This window comes from Bacillus sp. PK3-037 (assembly GCF_054161355.1).
The window spans coordinates 4,097,304-4,119,741 of sequence record NZ_CP096408.1 but is presented as its reverse complement, the minus strand read 5'-3'; the positions used below and the strand labels follow the sequence as shown (position 1 = coordinate 4,119,741).

At 45.5% G+C, this 22,438-nt stretch carries 16 protein-coding genes, 5 tRNA genes, 4 rRNA genes, 1 other RNA gene and 1 other annotated feature; of the genes, 21 read left to right on the top strand and 5 right to left on the bottom strand.

All coding sequences use genetic code 11. From position 1 onward, the window contains the following. Positions 1 to 61: 61 nt before the first annotated feature. The 5 genes from M1D69_RS21240 (at position 62) to rrf (ending at position 5,056) form a co-directional block, all read left to right on the top strand. Positions 62 to 1,611 (top strand): 16S ribosomal RNA (locus M1D69_RS21240). 101 nt (positions 1,612 to 1,712) lie between these two features. Further along, a tRNA-Ile gene (locus M1D69_RS21235) sits at positions 1,713 to 1,789 on the top strand. Between the two features lie 12 nt (positions 1,790 to 1,801). Then, positions 1,802 to 1,877 (top strand) — tRNA-Ala (locus M1D69_RS21230). A gap of 82 nt (positions 1,878 to 1,959) precedes the next feature. Then, a 23S ribosomal RNA gene (locus M1D69_RS21225) occupies positions 1,960 to 4,887 on the top strand. A 53-nt stretch (positions 4,888 to 4,940) separates the two neighbouring features. Further along, positions 4,941 to 5,056 (top strand): 5S ribosomal RNA (rrf, locus tag M1D69_RS21220). Together the 16S, 23S and 5S rRNA genes with 2 tRNA genes alongside form the textbook arrangement of a ribosomal RNA operon. A gap of 39 nt (positions 5,057 to 5,095) precedes the next feature. Here the strand turns inward: rrf and M1D69_RS21215 are convergent. Further along, positions 5,096 to 6,046 (bottom strand): YaaC family protein, encoded by a 951-nt coding sequence (locus M1D69_RS21215; RefSeq protein ID WP_458106092.1) that lies wholly within the window; start codon positions 6,044 to 6,046, stop codon positions 5,096 to 5,098. Positions 6,047 to 6,166: 120 nt separating this feature from the next. Here M1D69_RS21215 and guaB point away from each other — a divergent pair, with 120 nt between their 5' ends. From guaB to M1D69_RS21185, 6 genes are all read left to right on the top strand, one after another. After that, entirely contained in the window at positions 6,167 to 7,633 is a 1,467-nt protein-coding gene (gene guaB / locus M1D69_RS21210; RefSeq protein WP_044153635.1) for an IMP dehydrogenase, read from the top strand. A 154-nt stretch (positions 7,634 to 7,787) separates the two neighbouring features. Then, positions 7,788 to 9,113, top strand: coding sequence for a D-alanyl-D-alanine carboxypeptidase (gene dacA / locus M1D69_RS21205; protein WP_458104984.1), 1,326 nt, complete (start codon positions 7,788 to 7,790; stop codon positions 9,111 to 9,113). 201 nt (positions 9,114 to 9,314) lie between these two features. After that, positions 9,315 to 10,199, top strand: a complete 885-nt coding sequence (pdxS, locus tag M1D69_RS21200) for a pyridoxal 5'-phosphate synthase lyase subunit PdxS (protein WP_024123589.1) — start codon at positions 9,315 to 9,317, stop codon at positions 10,197 to 10,199. A gap of 20 nt (positions 10,200 to 10,219) precedes the next feature. Next, positions 10,220 to 10,810 (top strand): pyridoxal 5'-phosphate synthase glutaminase subunit PdxT, encoded by a 591-nt coding sequence (pdxT, locus tag M1D69_RS21195; RefSeq protein ID WP_024123590.1) that lies wholly within the window; start codon positions 10,220 to 10,222, stop codon positions 10,808 to 10,810. Positions 10,811 to 10,862: 52 nt separating this feature from the next. Beyond that, positions 10,863 to 11,076, top strand: a binding site (T-box leader). Positions 11,077 to 11,142: 66 nt separating this feature from the next. Continuing rightward, positions 11,143 to 12,420, top strand: a complete 1,278-nt coding sequence (serS, locus tag M1D69_RS21190) for a serine--tRNA ligase (protein WP_458104985.1) — start codon at positions 11,143 to 11,145, stop codon at positions 12,418 to 12,420. A 132-nt stretch (positions 12,421 to 12,552) separates the two neighbouring features. Further along, positions 12,553 to 12,645, top strand: a tRNA-Ser gene (locus M1D69_RS21185). Positions 12,646 to 12,759: 114 nt separating this feature from the next. Here the strand turns inward: M1D69_RS21185 and dck are convergent. The 4 genes from dck to M1D69_RS21165 form a co-directional block, all read right to left on the bottom strand. After that, complete coding sequence (gene dck, locus M1D69_RS21180; protein WP_024123592.1) at positions 12,760 to 13,413, bottom strand: deoxyadenosine/deoxycytidine kinase; 654 nt, start codon at positions 13,411 to 13,413, stop codon at positions 12,760 to 12,762. Next, positions 13,410 to 14,033, bottom strand: a complete 624-nt coding sequence (dgk, locus tag M1D69_RS21175; RefSeq protein ID WP_458104986.1) for a deoxyguanosine kinase — start codon at positions 14,031 to 14,033, stop codon at positions 13,410 to 13,412. Before dgk ends, dck begins: the two co-directional genes overlap by 4 nt. Positions 14,034 to 14,131: 98 nt before the next feature. Continuing rightward, entirely contained in the window at positions 14,132 to 15,415 is a 1,284-nt protein-coding gene (locus M1D69_RS21170) for a glycosyl hydrolase family 18 protein (protein ID WP_458104987.1), read from the bottom strand. A 62-nt stretch (positions 15,416 to 15,477) separates the two neighbouring features. Continuing rightward, positions 15,478 to 16,029 (bottom strand): cysteine hydrolase family protein, encoded by a 552-nt coding sequence (locus M1D69_RS21165; RefSeq protein WP_044153625.1) that lies wholly within the window; start codon positions 16,027 to 16,029, stop codon positions 15,478 to 15,480. Between the two features lie 83 nt (positions 16,030 to 16,112). Here M1D69_RS21165 and tadA point away from each other — a divergent pair, with 83 nt between their 5' ends. The 10 genes from tadA (at position 16,113) to M1D69_RS21115 (ending at position 22,426) form a co-directional block, all read left to right on the top strand. Next, a complete protein-coding gene (tadA, locus tag M1D69_RS21160; protein ID WP_458104988.1) occupies positions 16,113 to 16,598 on the top strand; it encodes a tRNA adenosine(34) deaminase TadA in 486 nt (161 codons plus the stop codon). Between the two features lie 82 nt (positions 16,599 to 16,680). Beyond that, positions 16,681 to 16,945: signal recognition particle sRNA large type (gene ffs, locus M1D69_RS21155), an RNA gene on the top strand. 128 nt (positions 16,946 to 17,073) lie between these two features. Next, positions 17,074 to 18,768, top strand: coding sequence for a DNA polymerase III subunit gamma/tau (gene dnaX, locus M1D69_RS21150; RefSeq protein WP_458104989.1), 1,695 nt, complete (start codon positions 17,074 to 17,076; stop codon positions 18,766 to 18,768). 23 nt (positions 18,769 to 18,791) lie between these two features. Continuing rightward, positions 18,792 to 19,115 carry a YbaB/EbfC family nucleoid-associated protein gene (locus M1D69_RS21145; protein WP_014112282.1) on the top strand — a complete coding sequence of 108 codons (324 nt, stop codon included), beginning with the start codon at positions 18,792 to 18,794 and terminating at the stop codon, positions 19,113 to 19,115. Between the two features lie 14 nt (positions 19,116 to 19,129). Continuing rightward, positions 19,130 to 19,726 carry a recombination protein RecR gene (gene recR, locus M1D69_RS21140; protein ID WP_024123598.1) on the top strand — a complete coding sequence of 199 codons (597 nt, stop codon included), beginning with the start codon at positions 19,130 to 19,132 and terminating at the stop codon, positions 19,724 to 19,726. Between the two features lie 18 nt (positions 19,727 to 19,744). Beyond that, positions 19,745 to 19,969 (top strand): YaaL family protein, encoded by a 225-nt coding sequence (locus M1D69_RS21135; RefSeq protein ID WP_458104990.1) that lies wholly within the window; start codon positions 19,745 to 19,747, stop codon positions 19,967 to 19,969. Between the two features lie 66 nt (positions 19,970 to 20,035). After that, positions 20,036 to 20,299, top strand: coding sequence for a sigma-K factor-processing regulator BofA (gene bofA, locus M1D69_RS21130; protein ID WP_024123600.1), 264 nt, complete (start codon positions 20,036 to 20,038; stop codon positions 20,297 to 20,299). Positions 20,300 to 20,610: 311 nt separating this feature from the next. Further along, a 16S ribosomal RNA gene (locus M1D69_RS21125) occupies positions 20,611 to 22,160 on the top strand. Between the two features lie 101 nt (positions 22,161 to 22,261). Beyond that, positions 22,262 to 22,338 (top strand) — tRNA-Ile (locus M1D69_RS21120). A gap of 12 nt (positions 22,339 to 22,350) precedes the next feature. Continuing rightward, positions 22,351 to 22,426 (top strand) — tRNA-Ala (locus tag M1D69_RS21115). Positions 22,427 to 22,438: the final 12 nt, after the last annotated feature.

The following is a 22,438-nucleotide window of genomic DNA, read 5'->3' as shown; positions in this document are numbered from 1 at the left end:
CCTGTTAATTCAAGTTTTATTATAAAATCGCACAGCGATGTGCGTAGTCAGTCAAACTACTTTATCGGAGAGTTTGATCCTGGCTCAGGACGAACGCTGGCGGCGTGCCTAATACATGCAAGTCGAGCGGACAGATGGGAGCTTGCTCCCTGATGTTAGCGGCGGACGGGTGAGTAACACGTGGGTAACCTGCCTGTAAGACTGGGATAACTCCGGGAAACCGGGGCTAATACCGGATGTTTGTTTGAACCGCATGGTTCAAACATAAAAGGTGGCTTCGGCTACCACTTACAGATGGACCCGCGGCGCATTAGCTAGTTGGTGAGGTAACGGCTCACCAAGGCAACGATGCGTAGCCGACCTGAGAGGGTGATCGGCCACACTGGGACTGAGACACGGCCCAGACTCCTACGGGAGGCAGCAGTAGGGAATCTTCCGCAATGGACGAAAGTCTGACGGAGCAACGCCGCGTGAGTGATGAAGGTTTTCGGATCGTAAAGCTCTGTTGTTAGGGAAGAACAAGTACCGTTCGAATAGGGCGGTGCCTTGACGGTACCTAACCAGAAAGCCACGGCTAACTACGTGCCAGCAGCCGCGGTAATACGTAGGTGGCAAGCGTTGTCCGGAATTATTGGGCGTAAAGGGCTCGCAGGCGGTTCCTTAAGTCTGATGTGAAAGCCCCCGGCTCAACCGGGGAGGGTCATTGGAAACTGGGGAACTTGAGTGCAGAAGAGGAGAGTGGAATTCCACGTGTAGCGGTGAAATGCGTAGAGATGTGGAGGAACACCAGTGGCGAAGGCGACTCTCTGGTCTGTAACTGACGCTGAGGAGCGAAAGCGTGGGGAGCGAACAGGATTAGATACCCTGGTAGTCCACGCCGTAAACGATGAGTGCTAAGTGTTAGGGGGTTTCCGCCCCTTAGTGCTGCAGCTAACGCATTAAGCACTCCGCCTGGGGAGTACGGTCGCAAGACTGAAACTCAAAGGAATTGACGGGGGCCCGCACAAGCGGTGGAGCATGTGGTTTAATTCGAAGCAACGCGAAGAACCTTACCAGGTCTTGACATCCTCTGACAATCCTAGAGATAGGACGTCCCCTTCGGGGGCAGAGTGACAGGTGGTGCATGGTTGTCGTCAGCTCGTGTCGTGAGATGTTGGGTTAAGTCCCGCAACGAGCGCAACCCTTGATCTTAGTTGCCAGCATTCAGTTGGGCACTCTAAGGTGACTGCCGGTGACAAACCGGAGGAAGGTGGGGATGACGTCAAATCATCATGCCCCTTATGACCTGGGCTACACACGTGCTACAATGGACAGAACAAAGGGTAGCGAAACCGCGAGGTTAAGCCAATCCCACAAATCTGTTCTCAGTTCGGATCGCAGTCTGCAACTCGACTGCGTGAAGCTGGAATCGCTAGTAATCGCGGATCAGCATGCCGCGGTGAATACGTTCCCGGGCCTTGTACACACCGCCCGTCACACCACGAGAGTTTGTAACACCCGAAGTCGGTGAGGTAACCTTTATGGAGCCAGCCGCCGAAGGTGGGACAGATGATTGGGGTGAAGTCGTAACAAGGTAGCCGTATCGGAAGGTGCGGCTGGATCACCTCCTTTCTAAGGATATTTACGGAATATAAGACCTTGGGTCTTATAAACAGAACGTTCCTTGTCTTGTTTAGTTTTGAAGGAACTTTGTTCCTTGAATAAGTTAAGATGGGCCTGTAGCTCAGCTGGTTAGAGCGCACGCCTGATAAGCGTGAGGTCGGTGGTTCGAGTCCACTCAGGCCCACCATCTTATACAAATGGGGCCTTAGCTCAGCTGGGAGAGCGCCTGCTTTGCACGCAGGAGGTCAGCGGTTCGATCCCGCTAGGCTCCACCAACGTGTTCTTTGAAAACTAGATAACAGTAGACATCACATTCAATTAGTAACACAAGATATCACATAGTGATTCTTTTTTAACGGTTAAGTTAGAAAGGGCGCACGGTGGATGCCTTGGCACTAGGAGCCGATGAAGGACGGGACGAACACCGATATGCTTCGGGGAGCTGTAAGCAAGCTTTGATCCGGAGATTTCCGAATGGGGAAACCCACCACTCGTAATGGAGTGGTATCCATATCTGAATTCATAGGATATGAGAAGGCAGACCCGGGGAACTGAAACATCTAAGTACCCGGAGGAAGAGAAAGCAAATGCGATTCCCTGAGTAGCGGCGAGCGAAACGGGATTAGCCCAAACCAAGAGGCTTGCCTCTTGGGGTTGTAGGACACTCTATACGGAGTTACAAAGGAACGAGGTAGATGAAGAGGTCTGGAAAGGCCCGCCATAGGAGGTAACAGCCCTGTAGTCAAAACTTCGTTCTCTCCAGAGTGGATCCTGAGTACGGCGGAACACGTGAAATTCCGTCGGAATCCGGGAGGACCATCTCCCAAGGCTAAATACTCCCTAGTGACCGATAGTGAACCAGTACCGTGAGGGAAAGGTGAAAAGCACCCCGGAAGGGGAGTGAAAGAGATCCTGAAACCGTGTGCCTACAAGTAGTCAGAGCCCGTTAACGGGTGATGGCGTGCCTTTTGTAGAATGAACCGGCGAGTTACGATCCCGTGCAAGGTTAAGCAGAAGATGCGGAGCCGCAGCGAAAGCGAGTCTGAATAGGGCGCATGAGTACGTGGTCGTAGACCCGAAACCAGGTGATCTACCCATGTCCAGGGTGAAGTTCAGGTAACACTGAATGGAGGCCCGAACCCACGCACGTTGAAAAGTGCGGGGATGAGGTGTGGGTAGGGGTGAAATGCCAATCGAACCTGGAGATAGCTGGTTCTCTCCGAAATAGCTTTAGGGCTAGCCTCAAGGTAAGAGTCTTGGAGGTAGAGCACTGATTGGACTAGGGGCCCCTACCGGGTTACCGAATTCAGTCAAACTCCGAATGCCAATGACTTATCCTTGGGAGTCAGACTGCGAGTGATAAGATCCGTAGTCGAAAGGGAAACAGCCCAGACCGCCAGCTAAGGTCCCAAAGTATACGTTAAGTGGAAAAGGATGTGGAGTTGCTTAGACAACCAGGATGTTGGCTTAGAAGCAGCCACCATTTAAAGAGTGCGTAATAGCTCACTGGTCGAGTGACTCTGCGCCGAAAATGTACCGGGGCTAAACGTATCACCGAAGCTGCGGACTGTTCTTCGAACAGTGGTAGGAGAGCGTTCTAAGGGCTGTGAAGCCAGACCGGAAGGACTGGTGGAGCGCTTAGAAGTGAGAATGCCGGTATGAGTAGCGAAAGAGGGGTGAGAATCCCCTCCACCGAATGCCTAAGGTTTCCTGAGGAAGGCTCGTCCGCTCAGGGTTAGTCGGGACCTAAGCCGAGGCCGAAAGGCGTAGGCGATGGACAACAGGTTGATATTCCTGTACCACCTCCTCACCATTTGAGCAATGGGGGGACGCAGGAGGATAGGGTAAGCGCGGTATTGGATATCCGCGTCCAAGCAGTTAGGCTGGGAAATAGGCAAATCCGTTTCCCGTAAGGCTGAGCTGTGATGGCGAGCGAAATATAGTAGCGAAGTTCCTGATTCCACACTGCCAAGAAAAGCCTCTAGCGAGGTGAGAGGTGCCCGTACCGCAAACCGACACAGGTAGGCGAGGAGAGAATCCTAAGGTGATCGAGAGAACTCTCGTTAAGGAACTCGGCAAAATGACCCCGTAACTTCGGGAGAAGGGGTGCTCTGTTAGGGTGCAAGCCCGAGAGAGCCGCAGTGAATAGGCCCAGGCGACTGTTTAGCAAAAACACAGGTCTCTGCGAAGCCGTAAGGCGAAGTATAGGGGCTGACGCCTGCCCGGTGCTGGAAGGTTAAGAGGAGCGCTTAGCGTAAGCGAAGGTGCGAATTGAAGCCCCAGTAAACGGCGGCCGTAACTATAACGGTCCTAAGGTAGCGAAATTCCTTGTCGGGTAAGTTCCGACCCGCACGAAAGGCGCAACGATCTGGGCACTGTCTCAACGAGAGACTCGGTGAAATTATAGTACCTGTGAAGATGCAGGTTACCCGCGACAGGACGGAAAGACCCCGTGGAGCTTTACTGCAGCCTGATATTGAATGTTGGTACAGCTTGTACAGGATAGGTAGGAGCCTTGGAAACCGGAGCGCCAGCTTCGGTGGAGGCATCGGTGGGATACTACCCTGGCTGTATTGACCTTCTAACCCGCCGCCCTTATCGGGCGGGGAGACAGTGTCAGGTGGGCAGTTTGACTGGGGCGGTCGCCTCCTAAAAGGTAACGGAGGCGCCCAAAGGTTCCCTCAGAATGGTTGGAAATCATTCGCAGAGTGTAAAGGCACAAGGGAGCTTGACTGCGAGACCTACAAGTCGAGCAGGGACGAAAGTCGGGCTTAGTGATCCGGTGGTTCCGCATGGAAGGGCCATCGCTCAACGGATAAAAGCTACCCCGGGGATAACAGGCTTATCTCCCCCAAGAGTCCACATCGACGGGGAGGTTTGGCACCTCGATGTCGGCTCATCGCATCCTGGGGCTGTAGTCGGTCCCAAGGGTTGGGCTGTTCGCCCATTAAAGCGGTACGCGAGCTGGGTTCAGAACGTCGTGAGACAGTTCGGTCCCTATCCGTCGCGGGCGCAGGAAATTTGAGAGGAGCTGTCCTTAGTACGAGAGGACCGGGATGGACGCACCGCTGGTGTACCAGTTGTTCTGCCAAGGGCATCGCTGGGTAGCTATGTGCGGACGGGATAAGTGCTGAAAGCATCTAAGCATGAAGCCCCCCTCAAGATGAGATTTCCCATTCCGCAAGGAAGTAAGATCCCTGAAAGATGATCAGGTTGATAGGTCTGAGGTGGAAGTGTGGCGACACATGGAGCTGACAGATACTAATCGATCGAGGACTTAACCTAATATCTAATGATGTTACACCTGTTATCTAGTTTTGAGAGAACACTCTCAATTGTTTGGTGGCGATAGCGAAGAGGTCACACCCGTTCCCATGCCGAACACGGAAGTTAAGCTCTTCAGCGCCGATGGTAGTCGGGGGTTTCCCCCTGTGAGAGTAGGACGCCGCCAAGCAAAAGGGTAAAACCCAGCTCAACGAGCTGGGTTTTTTGTTTATATATATTGTTGCAGGAATTTCAAAACGTATTTAGGAAATTTGTTTTCCGTCACCATTAAAAACTGCTGAATTAACACGTAATCATCACTGACATGCTGCGTTAACAGCTCATACCACCATTCTGTTTCATACCTCGCAATCATTCCTATGTTGTACAAAATTAAATAATGGATTGTTATTTCCGGAAGTTTAAGAAACTGATCTCGTTTAGAAGGAATATAATATTGCCTTTTGTCCATATCAAATAATAAGCTGGTTGACGTCCATGGGTTTATGTCTTGCCGCGAAAGATGGAACAGCAGGCCATCTTTATTTTTTTTCGAAAAGGTCCATTTAAAATGATGAGACATATATTCAACAAATCGTGAATCGGACATCTTATAATCAATCACGATATCCTCTGGTATAGAAACCATGTCTTTTTCCTTCTCAACCTTTGTAATAAAGCATTCCTTTTTCTGAAATTGAAAAATATCACTTAATTCTGGGATAACGGCTAATAACTTTTTCATAGTATACCGTTCATCTTCTATACCTGATTGACCAAATAAGTGTTTCATGAAGTGCATACATAAACCGTTGCGTTGTATTTTCACTTCATCATCACTAAAACAATAATTTTGCTTCTTTCTTTTACGCGCTGTGACGCCATGTGCGAGAACGGATGTATGGCTTGGGTAGTGAGGATCCTGTGTGATGAGACATGCTTTGATCAGCTGTGACATCCCGTAGAATAAAAGAATGGGTTTAATTTCTAAAGGCGAGCAAGAGGCTTGCTTATAAAATGATTCAGCATGCTTCAAGAAGAAAATAAACCGCTCGCTGTTTTTAAAAGAGTTCTGTTTCGCCTCATCTGCACCATTTAAGACATAGACTTTTTCTAGAAATTTCTGGGTTGATTCTACGGAGTAAAATAGCGCTAAGTCTTTCCAATCATGATATGTCATATGTATTTCTAATTCCTTTCCGTTATCTAAATATTTCAACTCTTTTTCGGTTCCTTGACATGCTCTTGGCTTGTTGATAATCTACATATAATATTTTGCCGAAAAGAGGGGGATTTACTAATGTGGGAAAGTAAATTTTCAAAAGAAGGCTTAACGTTCGACGATGTGCTGCTTGTACCAGCTAAGTCAGAGGTACTTCCGCGTGATGTGGATTTATCTGTTGAACTTACAAAGACGTTAAAGCTGAATATTCCTGTCATCAGCGCAGGTATGGACACTGTAACAGAATCAGCAATGGCGATTGCAATGGCTAGACAGGGCGGCTTGGGCATCATTCATAAAAATATGTCGATCGAGCAGCAGGCTGAACAAGTTGATAAAGTAAAACGCTCTGAACGAGGCGTTATTACAAATCCCTTCTTTTTAACTCCTGATCACCAAGTTTTTGATGCGGAGCATTTGATGGGGAAATACAGAATTTCCGGTGTTCCGATTGTAGATAACAAAGAAGACCAAAAGCTTGTCGGTATTATCACTAACCGCGACCTTCGTTTTATTTCTGATTACTCAATGAAAATCAGCGATGTCATGACAAAAGAAGAACTTGTCACTGCACCGGTTGGAACGACTTTAGACGAAGCTGAAAAGATTTTGCAGAAACATAAAATTGAAAAGCTTCCACTCGTTGATGATCAAAATAAATTAAAAGGTCTTATCACGATTAAAGACATTGAAAAAGTTATCGAGTTCCCTAACTCATCTAAAGACATTCACGGACGTTTGATCGTTGGCGCGGCAGTTGGTGTAACTGGTGACACGATGACACGCGTGAAAAAGCTTGTAGAAGCCAATGTGGATGTCATTGTTATCGATACAGCACACGGGCATTCTCAAGGCGTGTTAAACACAGTGACAAAAATCCGTGAAACGTATCCTGATTTAAATATTATCGCTGGAAACGTAGCAACAGCTGAAGCGACAAAAGCACTCTACGAAGCTGGTGCTGATGTTGTCAAAGTAGGAATCGGACCTGGTTCAATTTGTACTACTCGTGTGGTAGCTGGTGTTGGTGTGCCTCAAATCACAGCGATTTATGACTGTGCGACTGAAGCAAGAAAACATGGCAAAACAATTATCGCAGACGGCGGAATTAAATTCTCAGGCGATATTGCAAAAGCATTGGCAGCCGGCGGACATGCTGTTATGCTTGGAAGCTTGCTGGCAGGTACGTCAGAAAGCCCTGGTGAAACTGAAATCTACCAAGGCAGAAGATTCAAAGTTTACCGCGGTATGGGATCTGTGGCTGCAATGGAAAAAGGAAGTAAAGACCGTTACTTCCAAGAAGAAAATAAAAAATTCGTTCCAGAAGGTATTGAAGGACGCACACCTTACAAAGGACCGGTTGAAGAAACTGTTTATCAGCTAGTTGGAGGCCTTCGTTCCGGTATGGGATATTGCGGATCCAAAGATCTTCGCGCTTTAAGAGAAGAAGCCCAGTTCATTCGTATGACTGGTGCAGGCCTTCGTGAAAGCCATCCGCATGATGTACAGATTACAAAAGAATCACCGAACTATACAATTTCATAAATAATTTGTTACAAATTAAAAACTTTTGACAGGGTCTCTGACTCTGTCTATTTTTTTTATACCGATTATGATAAAATTTATACTGTTGTGCATTGAAAATGTCCTTAACGGCTTAATTATAGATGAAGAAAAATGAAATACGGAGGTCGTACGATTGAACATCAAGAAATGTAAACAGCTATTGATGTCATTGGTTGTTTTAACACTGGCCGTAACTTGCCTGACTCCAATGTCAAAAGCAAAGGCTGCCAGCGATCCAATTGATATCAACGCATCAGCTGCCATTATGATCGAAGCTTCTTCAGGTAAAATTCTTTACAGCAAAAATGCAGAGAAAAGACTGCCAATTGCAAGTATGACAAAGATGATGACAGAGTATCTGTTATTAGAAGCAATTGATGAAGGCAAAGTAAAATGGGATCAAACCTATACGCCTGATGACTATGTGTATGAGATTTCCCAAGATAACAGTTTATCAAACGTTCCTCTTCGGAAAGACGGAAAATACACAGTAAAAGAACTTTATCAAGCGACAGCAATCTATTCTGCAAACGCGGCAGCAATTGCCATTGCAGAAGTTATTGCAGGCTCTGAAACAAAGTTCGTTGAAAAAATGAATGCAAAAGCAAAAAAACTGGGATTAACAAATTACAAATTTGTTAATGCAACAGGTCTTGAAAACAAAGATCTTCACGGGAAGCAGCCTGAAGGGACAAGCGTAGATGAAGAAAGTGAAGTTTCTGCTAAGGATATGGCTATTCTTGCAGATCACCTGATTACTGACTACCCTGAGATTTTAGAAACTTCCAGCATCTCAAAAATGAAGTTCAGAAAAGGCACAGATGATGAAATGGACATGCCGAACTGGAACTTTATGCTGAAGGGTCTAGTCAGCGAGTACAAAGGTGCAACTGTAGATGGACTGAAAACAGGTTCTACTGATTCTGCGGGTTCATGTTTCACAGGAACTGCTGAAAGAAACGGAATGCGTGTCATCACTGTGGTGTTAAACGCAAAAGGCAACATTCACACTGGCCGTTTCGATGAAACGAAAAAAATGTTTGATTATGCTTTCAACAATTTCTCTATGAAAGAAATTTATGCTGAAGGCGATCAGGTAAAAGGCCATAAAACCATTTCTGTAGATAAAGGTAAAGAGAAAGAAGTAGGCATTGCCACAAGCAAGGCATTTTCTCTTCCTGTCAAAAATGGTGAAGAAAAGAATTACAAAGCAAAAGTCACTTTAAACAAAGATACTTTGACTGCCCCTGTGAAAAAAGGGACGAAGGTTGGGAAACTGACTGCGGAATATACAGGTGATGAAAAGGACTACGGATTCCTTAACAGCAGCCTGGCAGGTGTAGACCTTGTGACGAAAGAAAATGTAGATAAAGCAAACTGGTTTGTTTTAACAATGCGCAGCATCGGCGGATTTTTCGCTGGTATCTGGGGAAGCATTGTTGATACAGTAACTGGCTAGTTTTAATGAATTGATAGAGCTCTGATTGATGTTAGGGCTCTTTCGCTTAATATACTGAAAAAACCCAATTTTTAATAAAAAATGATTTTCAAAGTCCTAAAAACCGAATAAAATAAGTTATATCCATATGAATTATTGGATTTCTAGGATACAATAAGAAATAGAAATCATATACTATACCTTGATTAGGGGGACCAAGAAATGGCTCAAACAGGTACTGAACGTGTAAAACGCGGAATGGCAGAAATGCAAAAAGGCGGCGTCATCATGGACGTCATCAATGCGGAACAAGCGAAAATTGCTGAAGAGGCTGGAGCTGTCGCTGTAATGGCGCTAGAACGTGTACCAGCTGATATTCGTGCGGCTGGAGGAGTTGCCCGTATGGCAGACCCTACAATCGTGGAAGAAGTAATGAATGCTGTATCCATCCCTGTAATGGCAAAAGCGCGTATCGGACATATTGTTGAAGCGCGTGTGCTAGAAGCTATGGGTGTTGACTATATTGATGAAAGTGAAGTTCTGACTCCGGCTGACGAAGAATTTCATTTGAATAAAAATGAATATACAGTTCCTTTCGTGTGCGGCTGCCGTGACCTCGGCGAAGCAACACGCCGTATTGCTGAAGGCGCTTCTATGCTTCGTACAAAAGGGGAGCCTGGAACTGGTAATATCGTCGAAGCTGTTCGCCATATGCGCAAGGTAAACGCTCAAGTGCGCAAAGTAGTTGCAATGAGCGATGACGAGCTGATGACTGAAGCGAAAAATTTGGGAGCGCCTTATGAGCTGCTTCAACAAATTAAAAGAGACGGTAAACTTCCTGTCGTTAACTTTGCGGCTGGCGGCGTAGCGACTCCTGCTGATGCGGCACTTATGATGCAGCTTGGAGCTGACGGTGTGTTTGTTGGTTCTGGTATCTTCAAATCAGACAATCCTGCAAAATTCGCAAAAGCAATTGTGGAAGCGACAACTCACTTCACTGATTATAAATTGATTGCAGAGCTTTCAAAAGAGCTTGGAACTGCAATGAAAGGGATCGAAATCTCAAATTTACTTCCAGAACAGCGTATGCAAGAACGCGGCTGGTAAGAATATAGGAGAGCTGCGACATGTTAACAATAGGTGTACTAGGACTTCAAGGAGCAGTAAGAGAGCATATCCATGCAATTGAAGCATGCGGTGCAGCTGGACTTGTTATTAAACGCCCAGAGCAGCTAAACGAAATTGATGGTTTAATTTTGCCGGGCGGAGAAAGCACGACAATGCGCCGTTTAATTGATACGTATCAATTCATGGAGCCATTGCGTGAGTTTGCTGCTCAGGGAAAACCGATGTTTGGGACATGTGCCGGTTTAATTATTTTAGCAAAGGAAATTGCCGGTTCAGATAACGCTCATTTAGGTTTGCTGAATGTAGTTGTTGAACGGAATTCGTTTGGCCGGCAGGTTGACAGCTTTGAAGCTGATTTAACAATAAAAGGGCTGGACGAACCTTTCACTGGTGTATTCATCCGTGCGCCGCATATCTTGGAAGCCGGTGAAAATGTTGAAGTGCTTTCTGAGCATAATGGACGCATTGTTGCGGCTAAACAGGGTAATTTCTTGGGCTGTTCGTTCCATCCGGAGCTGACAGAGGATCATCGAGTGACAAAGCTGTTCGTTCAAATGGTCGAGGAATACAAGCAGAAAGCCCTTGTATAAAACAGTTGAAAGCTGTGGAAACTTATAGTACATTATAAACACAAATAAAGATCGAAAAGCGTTGATAGGAACTAGTAGGAAGCCTCTCTTTCTAAGAGAGCCGATGGTTGGTGCGAATCGGTGAAAGATGCTGTCTGAATCCATCCTTGAGCGAAATGCTGAATGAAGTAGGCATTTACGGGATAACCGTTATGTGTGAAAGCGGAAAACAAGGTCTATGGCTTGTTTTCAATCAGGGTGGCAACGCGAGAGCTCTCGTCCCTTTCATGGGGATGAGGGCTCTTTTTATTTTCGATAATTCAATGAATTTAATGAAAAAAGGAGTGTTTCGCATGCTTGATACGAAAATGCTGAGAGCAAATTTTCAAGAAATTAAAGCAAAGCTTGTACACAAAGGCGAAGACTTAACGGATTTTGATAAGTTCGAGGAGCTTGATGATAAAAGAAGAGAGCTTATCGGAAAAGTAGAAGAGCTAAAGGGAAAACGGAATGAAGTATCCCAGCAGGTAGCTGTTTTGAAACGCGAGAAAAAAGACGCGGATCACATCATTAAAGAAATGCGTGAAGTCGGCGAGGAAATTAAAAAACTTGATGAAGAATTAAGAACAGTAGAATCTGCGCTTGAGACCATTCTTCTTTCCATCCCGAATATTCCGCATGAATCAGTGCCAGTCGGTGAAACGGAAGATGATAACGTAGAAATCCGGAAATGGGGCGAAACACCTTCATTTGCATACGAGCCAAAACCGCATTGGGATATTGCTGATGAGCTTGGCATTCTTGATTTTGAACGTGCTGCGAAGGTAACAGGAAGCCGCTTCGTATTTTATAAAGGCTTAGGTGCTCGTTTGGAGCGTGCCCTTTATAACTTTATGCTTGACCTTCATGTGGATGAGTATAACTATACTGAGGTCATCCCGCCTTATATGGTAAACCGCACAAGCATGACGGGAACAGGACAGCTTCCAAAGTTTGAAGAGGATGCGTTTAAGATCAGAGAAGAGGATTACTTCTTGATTCCGACTGCTGAAGTGCCGATCACAAATATGCATCGGGATGAAATTCTGTCAGGCGACAGCCTGCCGATGAATTATGCGGCATTCAGTGCCTGCTTCCGTTCAGAAGCTGGTTCAGCAGGGCGCGATACACGCGGATTAATCCGTCAGCACCAGTTTAATAAAGTGGAGCTTGTGAAGTTTGTAAAGCCGGAAGATTCTTATGATGAGTTAGAAAAACTAACAAACCAGGCTGAGCGTGTGCTCCAGCTGTTGGAACTTCCATACCGTGTAATGAGCATGTGTACGGGTGATTTAGGATTTACGGCTGCGAAAAAATACGATATAGAAGTTTGGATTCCGAGCCAAGACACATATCGTGAAATTTCTTCTTGCAGCAACTTCGAAGCGTTCCAAGCCAGACGTGCGAACATTCGTTTTAGACGTGAAGCGAAAGGCAAACCAGAGCATGTACACACATTGAACGGCTCAGGTTTGGCAGTCGGAAGAACAGTTGCCGCTATTTTAGAAAATTATCAGCAGGAAGACGGAAGCGTCATTATACCAAAAGTGCTTCGTCCTTATATGGGAAATAGAGAAGTCATCAAAGCGTAATGCGGAAAAGGTGTGCCTGATAAGGCGCGCCTTTTCGCTATTTGAATTAAACACTTTCATAAAAACAAAAAAAGTTTTTAAAAATGCTTGACCATCATAAAACATTCATGATATAGTAAGTCTTGTCGATACGGAGGAATACCCAAGTCCGGCTGAAGGGATCGGTCTTGAAAACCGACAGGGGTGTCAAAGCCCGCGGGGGTTCGAATCCCTCTTCCTCCGCCATATTGATTTTAATTCTAATGAAACTCAAGCATATATTGGAGATTGTTTTGTCCGTTGCATCGTTTGCAACGGATTTTTTAATATCATAAAAAAGTGAATCTCAGGTCATGAGATTCACTTTTTTTTCGTTTCATGAATGACAGTTGCGATTTGATCAACAATGTTTTCGATAGAACTTTCATCATTCTTCAAGTCATAATCCTCAATACGGATTTTCAGGACAGGACAAGCGTTAAAACCGCTGATCCAGTTTTCGTAACGCGTGTGCATTTCTTCCCAATAAGACCGGTCTGTTTGAAGCTCCATTTCACGTCCGCGTTCTTCAATCCGGGCTAATATGTTTTCCAGATCACCTTCTAAATAAATCAGCACATCAGGATGCGGGAAATACGGTGTCATGACCATTGCTTCAAACAGGCTTGTATAGGTTTTATAATCAATCTTGGACATCGTCCCTTTGTCAGCGTGCATTTTTGCAAAAATCCCAGTATCCTCATAAATAGAACGATCCTGTACAAACCCTCCGCCGGCTTCAAAAATATTTTTCTGTTCTTTGAATCGTTCAGCTAAGAAGTAGATTTGCAGATGGAAGCTCCAGCGTTCAAAATCATGATAGAATTTTTCTAAGTATGGGTTATGATCGACTTCCTCTAGAGAGGTTTTAAAGCCAAGCCGTTTAGCCAATGCTCTTGTCAAAGTAGATTTTCCGACACCTACTGTTCCTGCTACTGTAATGATTGAATTCTCAGGGATATGATGTTCCTTCATTTTATAAGCTCCTTTACATGGGCGGAAATACGTTCAAAATCGCTCTTATTCAAAACGAAATCCTCTGAATCGCCATCTATTGTTAACACCGTAAGGTCTGGGTCTGCTTCCTGCAGCTGCTTGATGGCGATGTCATAATCTGCGATCAGCTGCTCCAAATAGCTTGTTTCAATTTTTTTCTCAAAGGGACGCCCGCGTTTTTCAATGCGGTGTAACAATGTGGGCAGACTTGCCTTTATGTAAATGATGAAATTTGGCTTTGGAAGATCATCGGTAAGAAGATGAAAAATCTTTCTGTATTTGTTGAGCTGATGTTCAGACAGCGTTCGTTCCGCAAAAATCACATTTTTATAAATGTGGTAATCAGCTATCACAGGCTGTCCTTCATTTAAAAAGTGATGGCTGGTATCCTCAAGCTGTTTGTACCTGTGACAAAGAAAAAACATCTCAAGCTGGAAGCTCCATTCCTCTATGTTGTCATAAAACTTATCAAGGTATGGGTTATCCTCAACAATCTCACTGATCATAGGGAATCCAAGCTCTTGTGAAAGCATCGTCGCGAGCGTTGTTTTTCCTGCCCCGATAGGACCTTCAACTGCGATAAAAGGGGCTGTATTCATTGGAATCCTCCTTATTTCTAAAAAACGTCCGTCAATTGCTGACCTTCATATTGTATCACAACCCTTGGATTCCCCTATGAAAAAAAGACGTTTCCAAATTAACGGAACGTCTTTTTGATGACTTGAAATTGATCAGAAAGCAGCAGCCAGTTTTGAGGAAAGGAAAGCCCCAGCTTCCAGTAGCTGATCCCTCTTAAATGAAGCTCTTTAATCAGATTGAATTTGGCCTGAATCGAACGGGCGTCTTCAAACCACACCTCGTGCCTTTTGTTTTCCGCATCAGTATAGCGGAAGAAAGGGGCTTGGGCGGTTTGGTCATACTGGATGTCGGCATTGTTTTGATCTGCTATGACAATGGCTTGCTGAGGACTTATTGCTCTTGCCGGAGTTCCGCCAGCTGTAAATGGCAGCGTCCAATCATACCCATATAAATTCTGCCCCATGACAATTTTATTCGCAGGCATTTCTGTCAAAGCATATTCGATGACATCCCGAACAGGACCAATTGGAGAAACAGCTTGAGGAGGTCCGCCGCTGTAGCCCCATTCATAAGTCATGAGAACAACGAAGTCGACAATTTGGCCATGTGCTCTGTAATCATGGGCTTCGTACCATCTGCCCTGCTGTGTTGCGCTTGTTTTAGGGGCAAGCGCCGTAGAAATTTCTAAGCCTTCTTGATGAAAAAGATCCCTTGCCTCGCGGAGAAATTGATTATATGCCTCCCTGTCCTGGGGCCGTAAGTATTCAAAGTCAAAATGAATAGCACGGAAGCCATATCTTCTGGCGTTCTCAACTATTTCATTCAAAAGTCTTCTTTTCACAGTATCGTCGTTCAAAAGGATCCGGCCAAGCTCATCGCTGAATGCCTGGTTTTCTAGGTTCGTTATAATCATCATCAGTGTCGTGCCTTGATTCTCTGCAATGCTTCTTAAATTCGTTAAAGGCGGTGCGACTAAGGTTCCATCACGCTGTGCCTGGAAACTGAATGCCCCAAGGTACGTTAAGTAGGGCGATGCTTCTCTGGCCGCCTGCTGGAGATTTTCGCTGACTTGATTTCCGCGAGGCTCCAAATAAGCGCTTGATTCAATGTCTCTTTTTGGAACTGGAGGAAGGTATAAACGGAAACCAATCTGCAGTACGGTATTTAACTGGATGCGGTTCACCCTGGCAAGCTCAGCTGCTGTTGTATTAAATTGCTGTGCGATGGATGTCAGGGTATCACCTTGTTGAACATCATAAAACTGGCCAGCTATTGGAATGACAATGGTTTGTCCGACAACAAGGCTGTCGGGATTCGGTATTTCATTCGTTTCTGTGATTTCATTTACAGTTGTTCTGTATTGTGAAGCGATAGCAGAAAGAGTGTCGCCTTGTTTCACCACATAAATTTGAATGAAAAACGCCTCCTTTCATATCGCTACAATGTATGAAAGGAAAGCGCTAATCATGTTTGTTTTTCTGTAATTTGTTCTTCCGTAGTAATTTCTGCGAAAAGAACATTTTCCATCATGGTTAGAGCGAATTCATTATCCTTATCGCTGTTAGAAGCAATGCAGTCCTTGGGTATTGTAATGCTGTATTCTCTCATGTAAGCATCATTAGCGGTAAACAGCACGCATATATTTCCCGCTATCCCTGTTAAGACAATGCGTTTCACCTGTAATTCAGTCAGGAGGGTATGGAGGGCTGTTTCATAAAAAGCGGAGTGTTTCGGCTTGATTAAAAAATAGTCGTCATCCTCGGGCGATATCTTTTCGATAATGGCCTTGCTTTTCTCGTTTTCACATTCTTGCTGGATATTTTGGATATCCGCTTGCCATAGCCCGTAATGATCATTAATGTATATAATCGGCCAGTCATTTTGTCTTGCGTGCTTTTTTAATGATAAAATGTGAGGAACGATTTTTTCTGTTTTGTTGGCGAGGCTTTCTCCCATATCAAATTCAAAATTATTGATCATGTCTACAATGAGAAGAGCTGTGTCTGCTTTAGACATTGACAGTCTCCTTTCTGTTTAAGTTATAGTTAATATGTAGCCTTTTTAGGTAAGGAAAAAACTTTGAAAAGAGAGCTAATCTAATGAATCAAGATGAACTTTATATGAAAGAAGCAATAAAAGAAGCGAAAAAAGCTGAAGCGAAAGGCGAGGTGCCGATCGGAGCCGTGCTTGTCGTGAATGATGAAATTGTGGCACGCGCGCACAATTTAAGAGAAACAGAGCAGAGGTCTATCGCTCATGCGGAAATGCTTGTGATTGATGAAGCGTGCAAGTCACTTGGAACATGGAGACTGGAAGGCGCAACACTTTACGTTACCCTTGAGCCTTGTCCGATGTGCGCCGGAGCCGTCGTGCTTTCACGCGTGGAGAAAGTGGTATTTGGCGCATTTGATCCAAAAGGAGGCTGTTCAGGCACGTTAATGAACCTTCTTCAGGAAGAACGCTTTAATCATCAGGCTGAAGTGGTGAGCGGTGTGCTGGAGGAAGAATGCGGGGGAATGCTCAGTGCGTTTTTCAGAGATCTGAGAAAAAAGAAGAAAGCTTCTAGGAAAAACTTGTCTGAGTAGTAAGGTTGCAATTTTTAGGGGAAAAGGATATACTTATGTGTGCATCGTCATAGATGCGACATAAAATTTGATATTTATTTTGCCGTGCTAAGCGGGGAGGTAGCGGTGCCCTGTACCCGCAATCCGCTCTAGCGGGGCCGAATCCCTTCTCGAGGTTCGTTTACTTTAAGGTCTGCCTTAAGTAAGTGGTGTTGACGTTTGGGTCCTGCGCAATGGGAATTCATGAACCATGTCAGGTCCGGAAGGAAGCAGCATTAAGTGAAACCTCTCATGTGCCGCAGGGTTGCCTGGGCCGAGCTAACTGCTTAAGTAACGCTTAGGGTAGCGAATCGACAGAAGGTGCACGGTAAATCAATCATCAAATTTTCAAACTCACCTAATATTAGGTGAGTTTTTTGTTATGTAAAAGAGCTTTTGGAATCGATACACGGTTCATGTATAATGGGAATGATGAATAACGGAGGAGGGCGCACCCGTGAGTTACCAAGCTTTATATCGAGTATTCAGGCCTCAGCGCTTTGAAGATGTGGTCGGACAAGAGCACATTACAAAAACGCTTCAAAATGCCCTTTTGCAAAAGAAATTTTCTCATGCTTATCTGTTTTCCGGGCCAAGGGGTACGGGAAAAACCAGTGCGGCCAAAATATTTGCCAAAGCTGTCAACTGTGAACACGCTCCTGTTGATGAGCCATGTAACGAATGTGCAGCCTGTAAAGGGATAACAAACGGGTCCATATCCGATGTCATAGAAATTGACGCCGCTTCTAACAACGGTGTTGATGAAATTCGTGACATCCGCGACAAAGTGAAGTTTGCCCCATCGGCCGTCACATATAAGGTATATATCATAGATGAGGTGCATATGCTTTCTATCGGCGCCTTCAATGCGTTATTAAAAACATTAGAAGAGCCGCCTGAGCATTGTATTTTCATTTTAGCAACGACAGAACCGCACAAAATTCCTTTAACCATTATCTCCAGATGTCAGCGTTTTGACTTCAAGCGAATTACATCCCAAGCGATTGTCGGACGTATGAACAAAATAGTTGATGCTGAAGAGCTGCAGGTTGAAGAAGGGGCGCTCGACATTATCGCGAGTGCTGCAGATGGCGGTATGAGGGATGCTTTGAGCCTTCTTGATCAGGCAGTCTCATTCAGCGGCGACGAGCTAAAAGTTGATGATACGCTTCTGATTACCGGAGCAGTTTCTCAATTGTATATAGGAAAGCTTGCGCAATCTCTGCATGAAAAACATGTTTCTGAAGCTTTGGAAACATTGAATGAGCTGCTTCAGCAAGGGAAAGACCCGGCGAAGCTGATAGAGGATATGATTTTCTATTTCAGGGACATGCTGCTGTTCAAAACAGCTCCTGGCTTAGAGGGTGTACTGGAAAAAGTAAAAGTCGATGAAACGTTCCGTGAATTGAGTGAACAAATTCCGACCCGGGCGATATATGAAATGATTGATATCCTGAACAAGAGCCACCAAGAAATGAAATGGACGAACCATCCCCGCATCTTCTTTGAAGTGGCTGTGGTGAAGATTTGCCAAACGTCTCATCAACCAGCTGCTACAGACCTGCCTGAAGTTGATATGCTGATGAAAAAGATCCAGCAGCTTGAGCAGGAAGTAGAACGGCTCAAAACAACCGGCGTTAAAGCAGCGGCGGAAAGTCCGAAAAAAGAGGCGCCGCGTGCGCCAAAAGGCGGGAAATCCAATTACAAAGCGCCGGTAGGCAGAATTCATGAAATTTTGAAGGAAGCAACGAGGACGGACCTTGATCAGCTCAGAAGCAGCTGGGGCAAGCTTCTGGCTCATCTGAAGCAGCAAAACAAAGTATCACATGCTGCGCTGCTGAATGACAGTGAACCTGTGGCTGCAGCTTCCTCGGCATTTGTGCTGAAATTCAAATATGAAATACATTGTAAAATGGTCGCCGAGGATAACAACGGTGTCCGGACTAATCTTGAACAGATTTTGGAATCCATGCTCGGAAAAAGAATGGATTTGATTGGCGTTCCAGAAGCACAATGGGGTAAAATAAGAGAAGAATTTTTAGTAGATCATCAGCAGGAAAATGAAGGATCAAATGAGCCGGCTGAAGAAGACCCGCTTATTGCAGAAGCGAAAAAGCTTGTCGGAGCGGATTTAATTGAAATAAAAGACTAACAAAATGAAAGAGAGTGGATAATATGCGTGGCGGAATGGGAAATATGCAAAAAATGATGAAACAAATGCAAAAAATGCAAAAGGATATGGCCAAGGCTCAAGAAGAGCTTGCAGAACAGGTAGTTGAAGGAACTGCAGGCGGCGGTATGGTAACAGTTAAAGCAAACGGCCAAAAAGAAATTCTGGATGTCATCATTAAAGAAGATGTAGTTGACCCGGAAGATATCGAAATGCTCCAGGACTTAGTGCTTGCTGCAACGAATGAAGCCTTGAAAAAAGTTGACGAGATCACAAACGAAACAATGGGTCAATTTACAAAAGGAATGAACATGCCAGGTTTGTTCTAGGGGGATAAAAGAAAATGCAATATCCTGAACCAATATCAAAGCTGATCGACAGCTTTATGAAATTGCCAGGGATCGGACCGAAAACAGCGGTCCGTCTGGCTTTTTTTGTTCTAGGTATGAAAGAAGATGTGGTATTAGATTTTGCGAAAGCGTTGGTAAATGCGAAACGCAATCTGACATATTGCTCAGTTTGCGGGCATATTACAGATCAGGACCCTTGTTATATATGTGAAGATTCACGAAGAGATAAGTCCATTATCTGTGTTGTGCAAGACCCTAAGGATGTTATTGCTATGGAGAAAATGAAAGAATACAACGGCCAGTATCATGTTCTCCACGGCGCCATTTCTCCAATGGACGGCATCGGACCAGAGGATATAAAAATACCAGAATTGTTAAAACGATTACAGGATGATCAAGTGACAGAAGTGATTCTCGCAACAAACCCTAATATAGAAGGGGAAGCAACAGCGATGTATATATCAAGGCTCTTGAAGCCATCTGGTATTAAGCTCTCCCGTATTGCCCACGGACTGCCCGTCGGCGGTGACTTGGAATATGCTGATGAGGTCACTCTTTCTAAAGCACTTGAAGGAAGACGTGAATTGTAAGGGAGGAAAAAGCGATCCATGGGTTTTCTTCGCAAGAAAACATTGAGAAGAGAGTTTGATGAAAAACTAATCGAGCAGCTTTTTAAGCAAAAGGAAGAGTGGAACAGGCAAAAGAAGCTGGTTGAAAAAAGCCTTGAACCCTCAGCTGAGGTTTTATGCGAGCTGAAGGTAGCTGAAGCAAAGTATTTTTTTTACTTGAGGGAAGCGAAGCGGCGGAATTTGAAAATCAGCCGGTGGAAGTAAGTGGTCTAAACTCCTGAATCTTCTCATAAGCTTGTACTAGAACAAGTGAAGGGGATGAGAAGATTCATGGAGCCTATTTTTATTATAGGGATTATTTTAGGACTAGTTGTTCTTCTATTTTTATCAGGTTCGCCTGCAAAGCCTTTAAAGTGGATTGGTATAACTGCTGTTAAATGTGTAGCGGGTGCTTTGCTGTTGGTGTGTGTGAACATGTTCGGAGGCAGCCTCGGCATCCATGTGCCGATTAATATTGTCACAACAGCCATAAGCGGAATCTTGGGCATACCGGGAATAGCAGCATTAGTAGTGATTAAGCATTTTATTATTTAATTCATATTATATGTTGACTTTAAGACGTAAGGGTGTTATTCTAATATACGTCGCTGATGACGGATAAGGCTTTTTGAAGAAATTATGAAAAAAGTTGTTGACGGAAACGGCGTATAATGTTATGATAATAAAGTCGCTTAAAGAGCGATAACAAAGTTCTTTGAAAACTAAACAAGACAAAACGTACCTGTTAATTCAAGTTTTATTATAAAATCGCACAGCGATGTGCGTAGTCAGTCAAACTGAGGTCTGCACGATGCAGATCACGCAGATGTTGCCACAGGATGTGGTGGACTTAATCTGCGATCCATTTATCGGAGAGTTTGATCCTGGCTCAGGACGAACGCTGGCGGCGTGCCTAATACATGCAAGTCGAGCGGACAGATGGGAGCTTGCTCCCTGATGTTAGCGGCGGACGGGTGAGTAACACGTGGGTAACCTGCCTGTAAGACTGGGATAACTCCGGGAAACCGGGGCTAATACCGGATGTTTGTTTGAACCGCATGGTTCAAACATAAAAGGTGGCTTCGGCTACCACTTACAGATGGACCCGCGGCGCATTAGCTAGTTGGTGAGGTAACGGCTCACCAAGGCAACGATGCGTAGCCGACCTGAGAGGGTGATCGGCCACACTGGGACTGAGACACGGCCCAGACTCCTACGGGAGGCAGCAGTAGGGAATCTTCCGCAATGGACGAAAGTCTGACGGAGCAACGCCGCGTGAGTGATGAAGGTTTTCGGATCGTAAAGCTCTGTTGTTAGGGAAGAACAAGTACCGTTCGAATAGGGCGGTACCTTGACGGTACCTAACCAGAAAGCCACGGCTAACTACGTGCCAGCAGCCGCGGTAATACGTAGGTGGCAAGCGTTGTCCGGAATTATTGGGCGTAAAGGGCTCGCAGGCGGTTCCTTAAGTCTGATGTGAAAGCCCCCGGCTCAACCGGGGAAGGTCATTGGAAACTGGGGAACTTGAGTGCAGAAGAGGAGAGTGGAATTCCACGTGTAGCGGTGAAATGCGTAGAGATGTGGAGGAACACCAGTGGCGAAGGCGACTCTCTGGTCTGTAACTGACGCTGAGGAGCGAAAGCGTGGGGAGCGAACAGGATTAGATACCCTGGTAGTCCACGCCGTAAACGATGAGTGCTAAGTGTTAGGGGGTTTCCGCCCCTTAGTGCTGCAGCTAACGCATTAAGCACTCCGCCTGGGGAGTACGGTCGCAAGACTGAAACTCAAAGGAATTGACGGGGGCCCGCACAAGCGGTGGAGCATGTGGTTTAATTCGAAGCAACGCGAAGAACCTTACCAGGTCTTGACATCCTCTGACAATCCTAGAGATAGGACGTCCCCTTCGGGGGCAGAGTGACAGGTGGTGCATGGTTGTCGTCAGCTCGTGTCGTGAGATGTTGGGTTAAGTCCCGCAACGAGCGCAACCCTTGATCTTAGTTGCCAGCATTCAGTTGGGCACTCTAAGGTGACTGCCGGTGACAAACCGGAGGAAGGTGGGGATGACGTCAAATCATCATGCCCCTTATGACCTGGGCTACACACGTGCTACAATGGACAGAACAAAGGGCAGCGAAACCGCGAGGTTAAGCCAATCCCACAAATCTGTTCTCAGTTCGGATCGCAGTCTGCAACTCGACTGCGTGAAGCTGGAATCGCTAGTAATCGCGGATCAGCATGCCGCGGTGAATACGTTCCCGGGCCTTGTACACACCGCCCGTCACACCACGAGAGTTTGTAACACCCGAAGTCGGTGAGGTAACCTTTATGGAGCCAGCCGCCGAAGGTGGGACAGATGATTGGGGTGAAGTCGTAACAAGGTAGCCGTATCGGAAGGTGCGGCTGGATCACCTCCTTTCTAAGGATATTTACGGAATATAAGACCTTGGGTCTTATAAACAGAACGTTCCCTGTCTTGTTTAGTTTTGAAGGAACTTTGTTCCTTGAATAAGTTAAGATGGGCCTGTAGCTCAGCTGGTTAGAGCGCACGCCTGATAAGCGTGAGGTCGGTGGTTCGAGTCCACTCAGGCCCACCATCTTATACAAATGGGGCCTTAGCTCAGCTGGGAGAGCGCCTGCTTTGCACGCAGGAGGTCAGCGGTTCGATCCCGCTAGGCTCCACCAACGTGTTCTTTG

Bases quoted from the DNA above. Each gene is read 5' to 3' on its own strand.
- M1D69_RS21135 (WP_458104990.1), top strand. From the start codon at position 19,745: ATGGGTTTTCTTCGCAAGAAAACATTGAGAAGAGAGTTTGATGAAAAA.
- M1D69_RS21215 (WP_458106092.1), bottom strand. From the start codon at position 6,046: ATGACATATCATGATTGGAAAGACTTAGCGCTATTTTACTCCGTAGAA.
- recR (WP_024123598.1), top strand. From the start codon at position 19,130: ATGCAATATCCTGAACCAATATCAAAGCTGATCGACAGCTTTATGAAA.
- dgk (WP_458104986.1), bottom strand. From the start codon at position 14,033: ATGAATACAGCCCCTTTTATCGCAGTTGAAGGTCCTATCGGGGCAGGA.
- pdxT (WP_024123590.1), top strand. From the start codon at position 10,220: ATGTTAACAATAGGTGTACTAGGACTTCAAGGAGCAGTAAGAGAGCAT.
- M1D69_RS21165 (WP_044153625.1), bottom strand. From the start codon at position 16,029: ATGTCTAAAGCAGACACAGCTCTTCTCATTGTAGACATGATCAATAAT.
- pdxS (WP_024123589.1), top strand. From the start codon at position 9,315: ATGGCTCAAACAGGTACTGAACGTGTAAAACGCGGAATGGCAGAAATG.
- dck (WP_024123592.1), bottom strand. From the start codon at position 13,413: ATGAAGGAACATCATATCCCTGAGAATTCAATCATTACAGTAGCAGGA.
- tadA (WP_458104988.1), top strand. From the start codon at position 16,113: ATGAATCAAGATGAACTTTATATGAAAGAAGCAATAAAAGAAGCGAAA.
- serS (WP_458104985.1), top strand. From the start codon at position 11,143: ATGCTTGATACGAAAATGCTGAGAGCAAATTTTCAAGAAATTAAAGCA.
- guaB (WP_044153635.1), top strand. From the start codon at position 6,167: ATGTGGGAAAGTAAATTTTCAAAAGAAGGCTTAACGTTCGACGATGTG.
- M1D69_RS21145 (WP_014112282.1), top strand. From the start codon at position 18,792: ATGCGTGGCGGAATGGGAAATATGCAAAAAATGATGAAACAAATGCAA.
- bofA (WP_024123600.1), top strand. From the start codon at position 20,036: ATGGAGCCTATTTTTATTATAGGGATTATTTTAGGACTAGTTGTTCTT.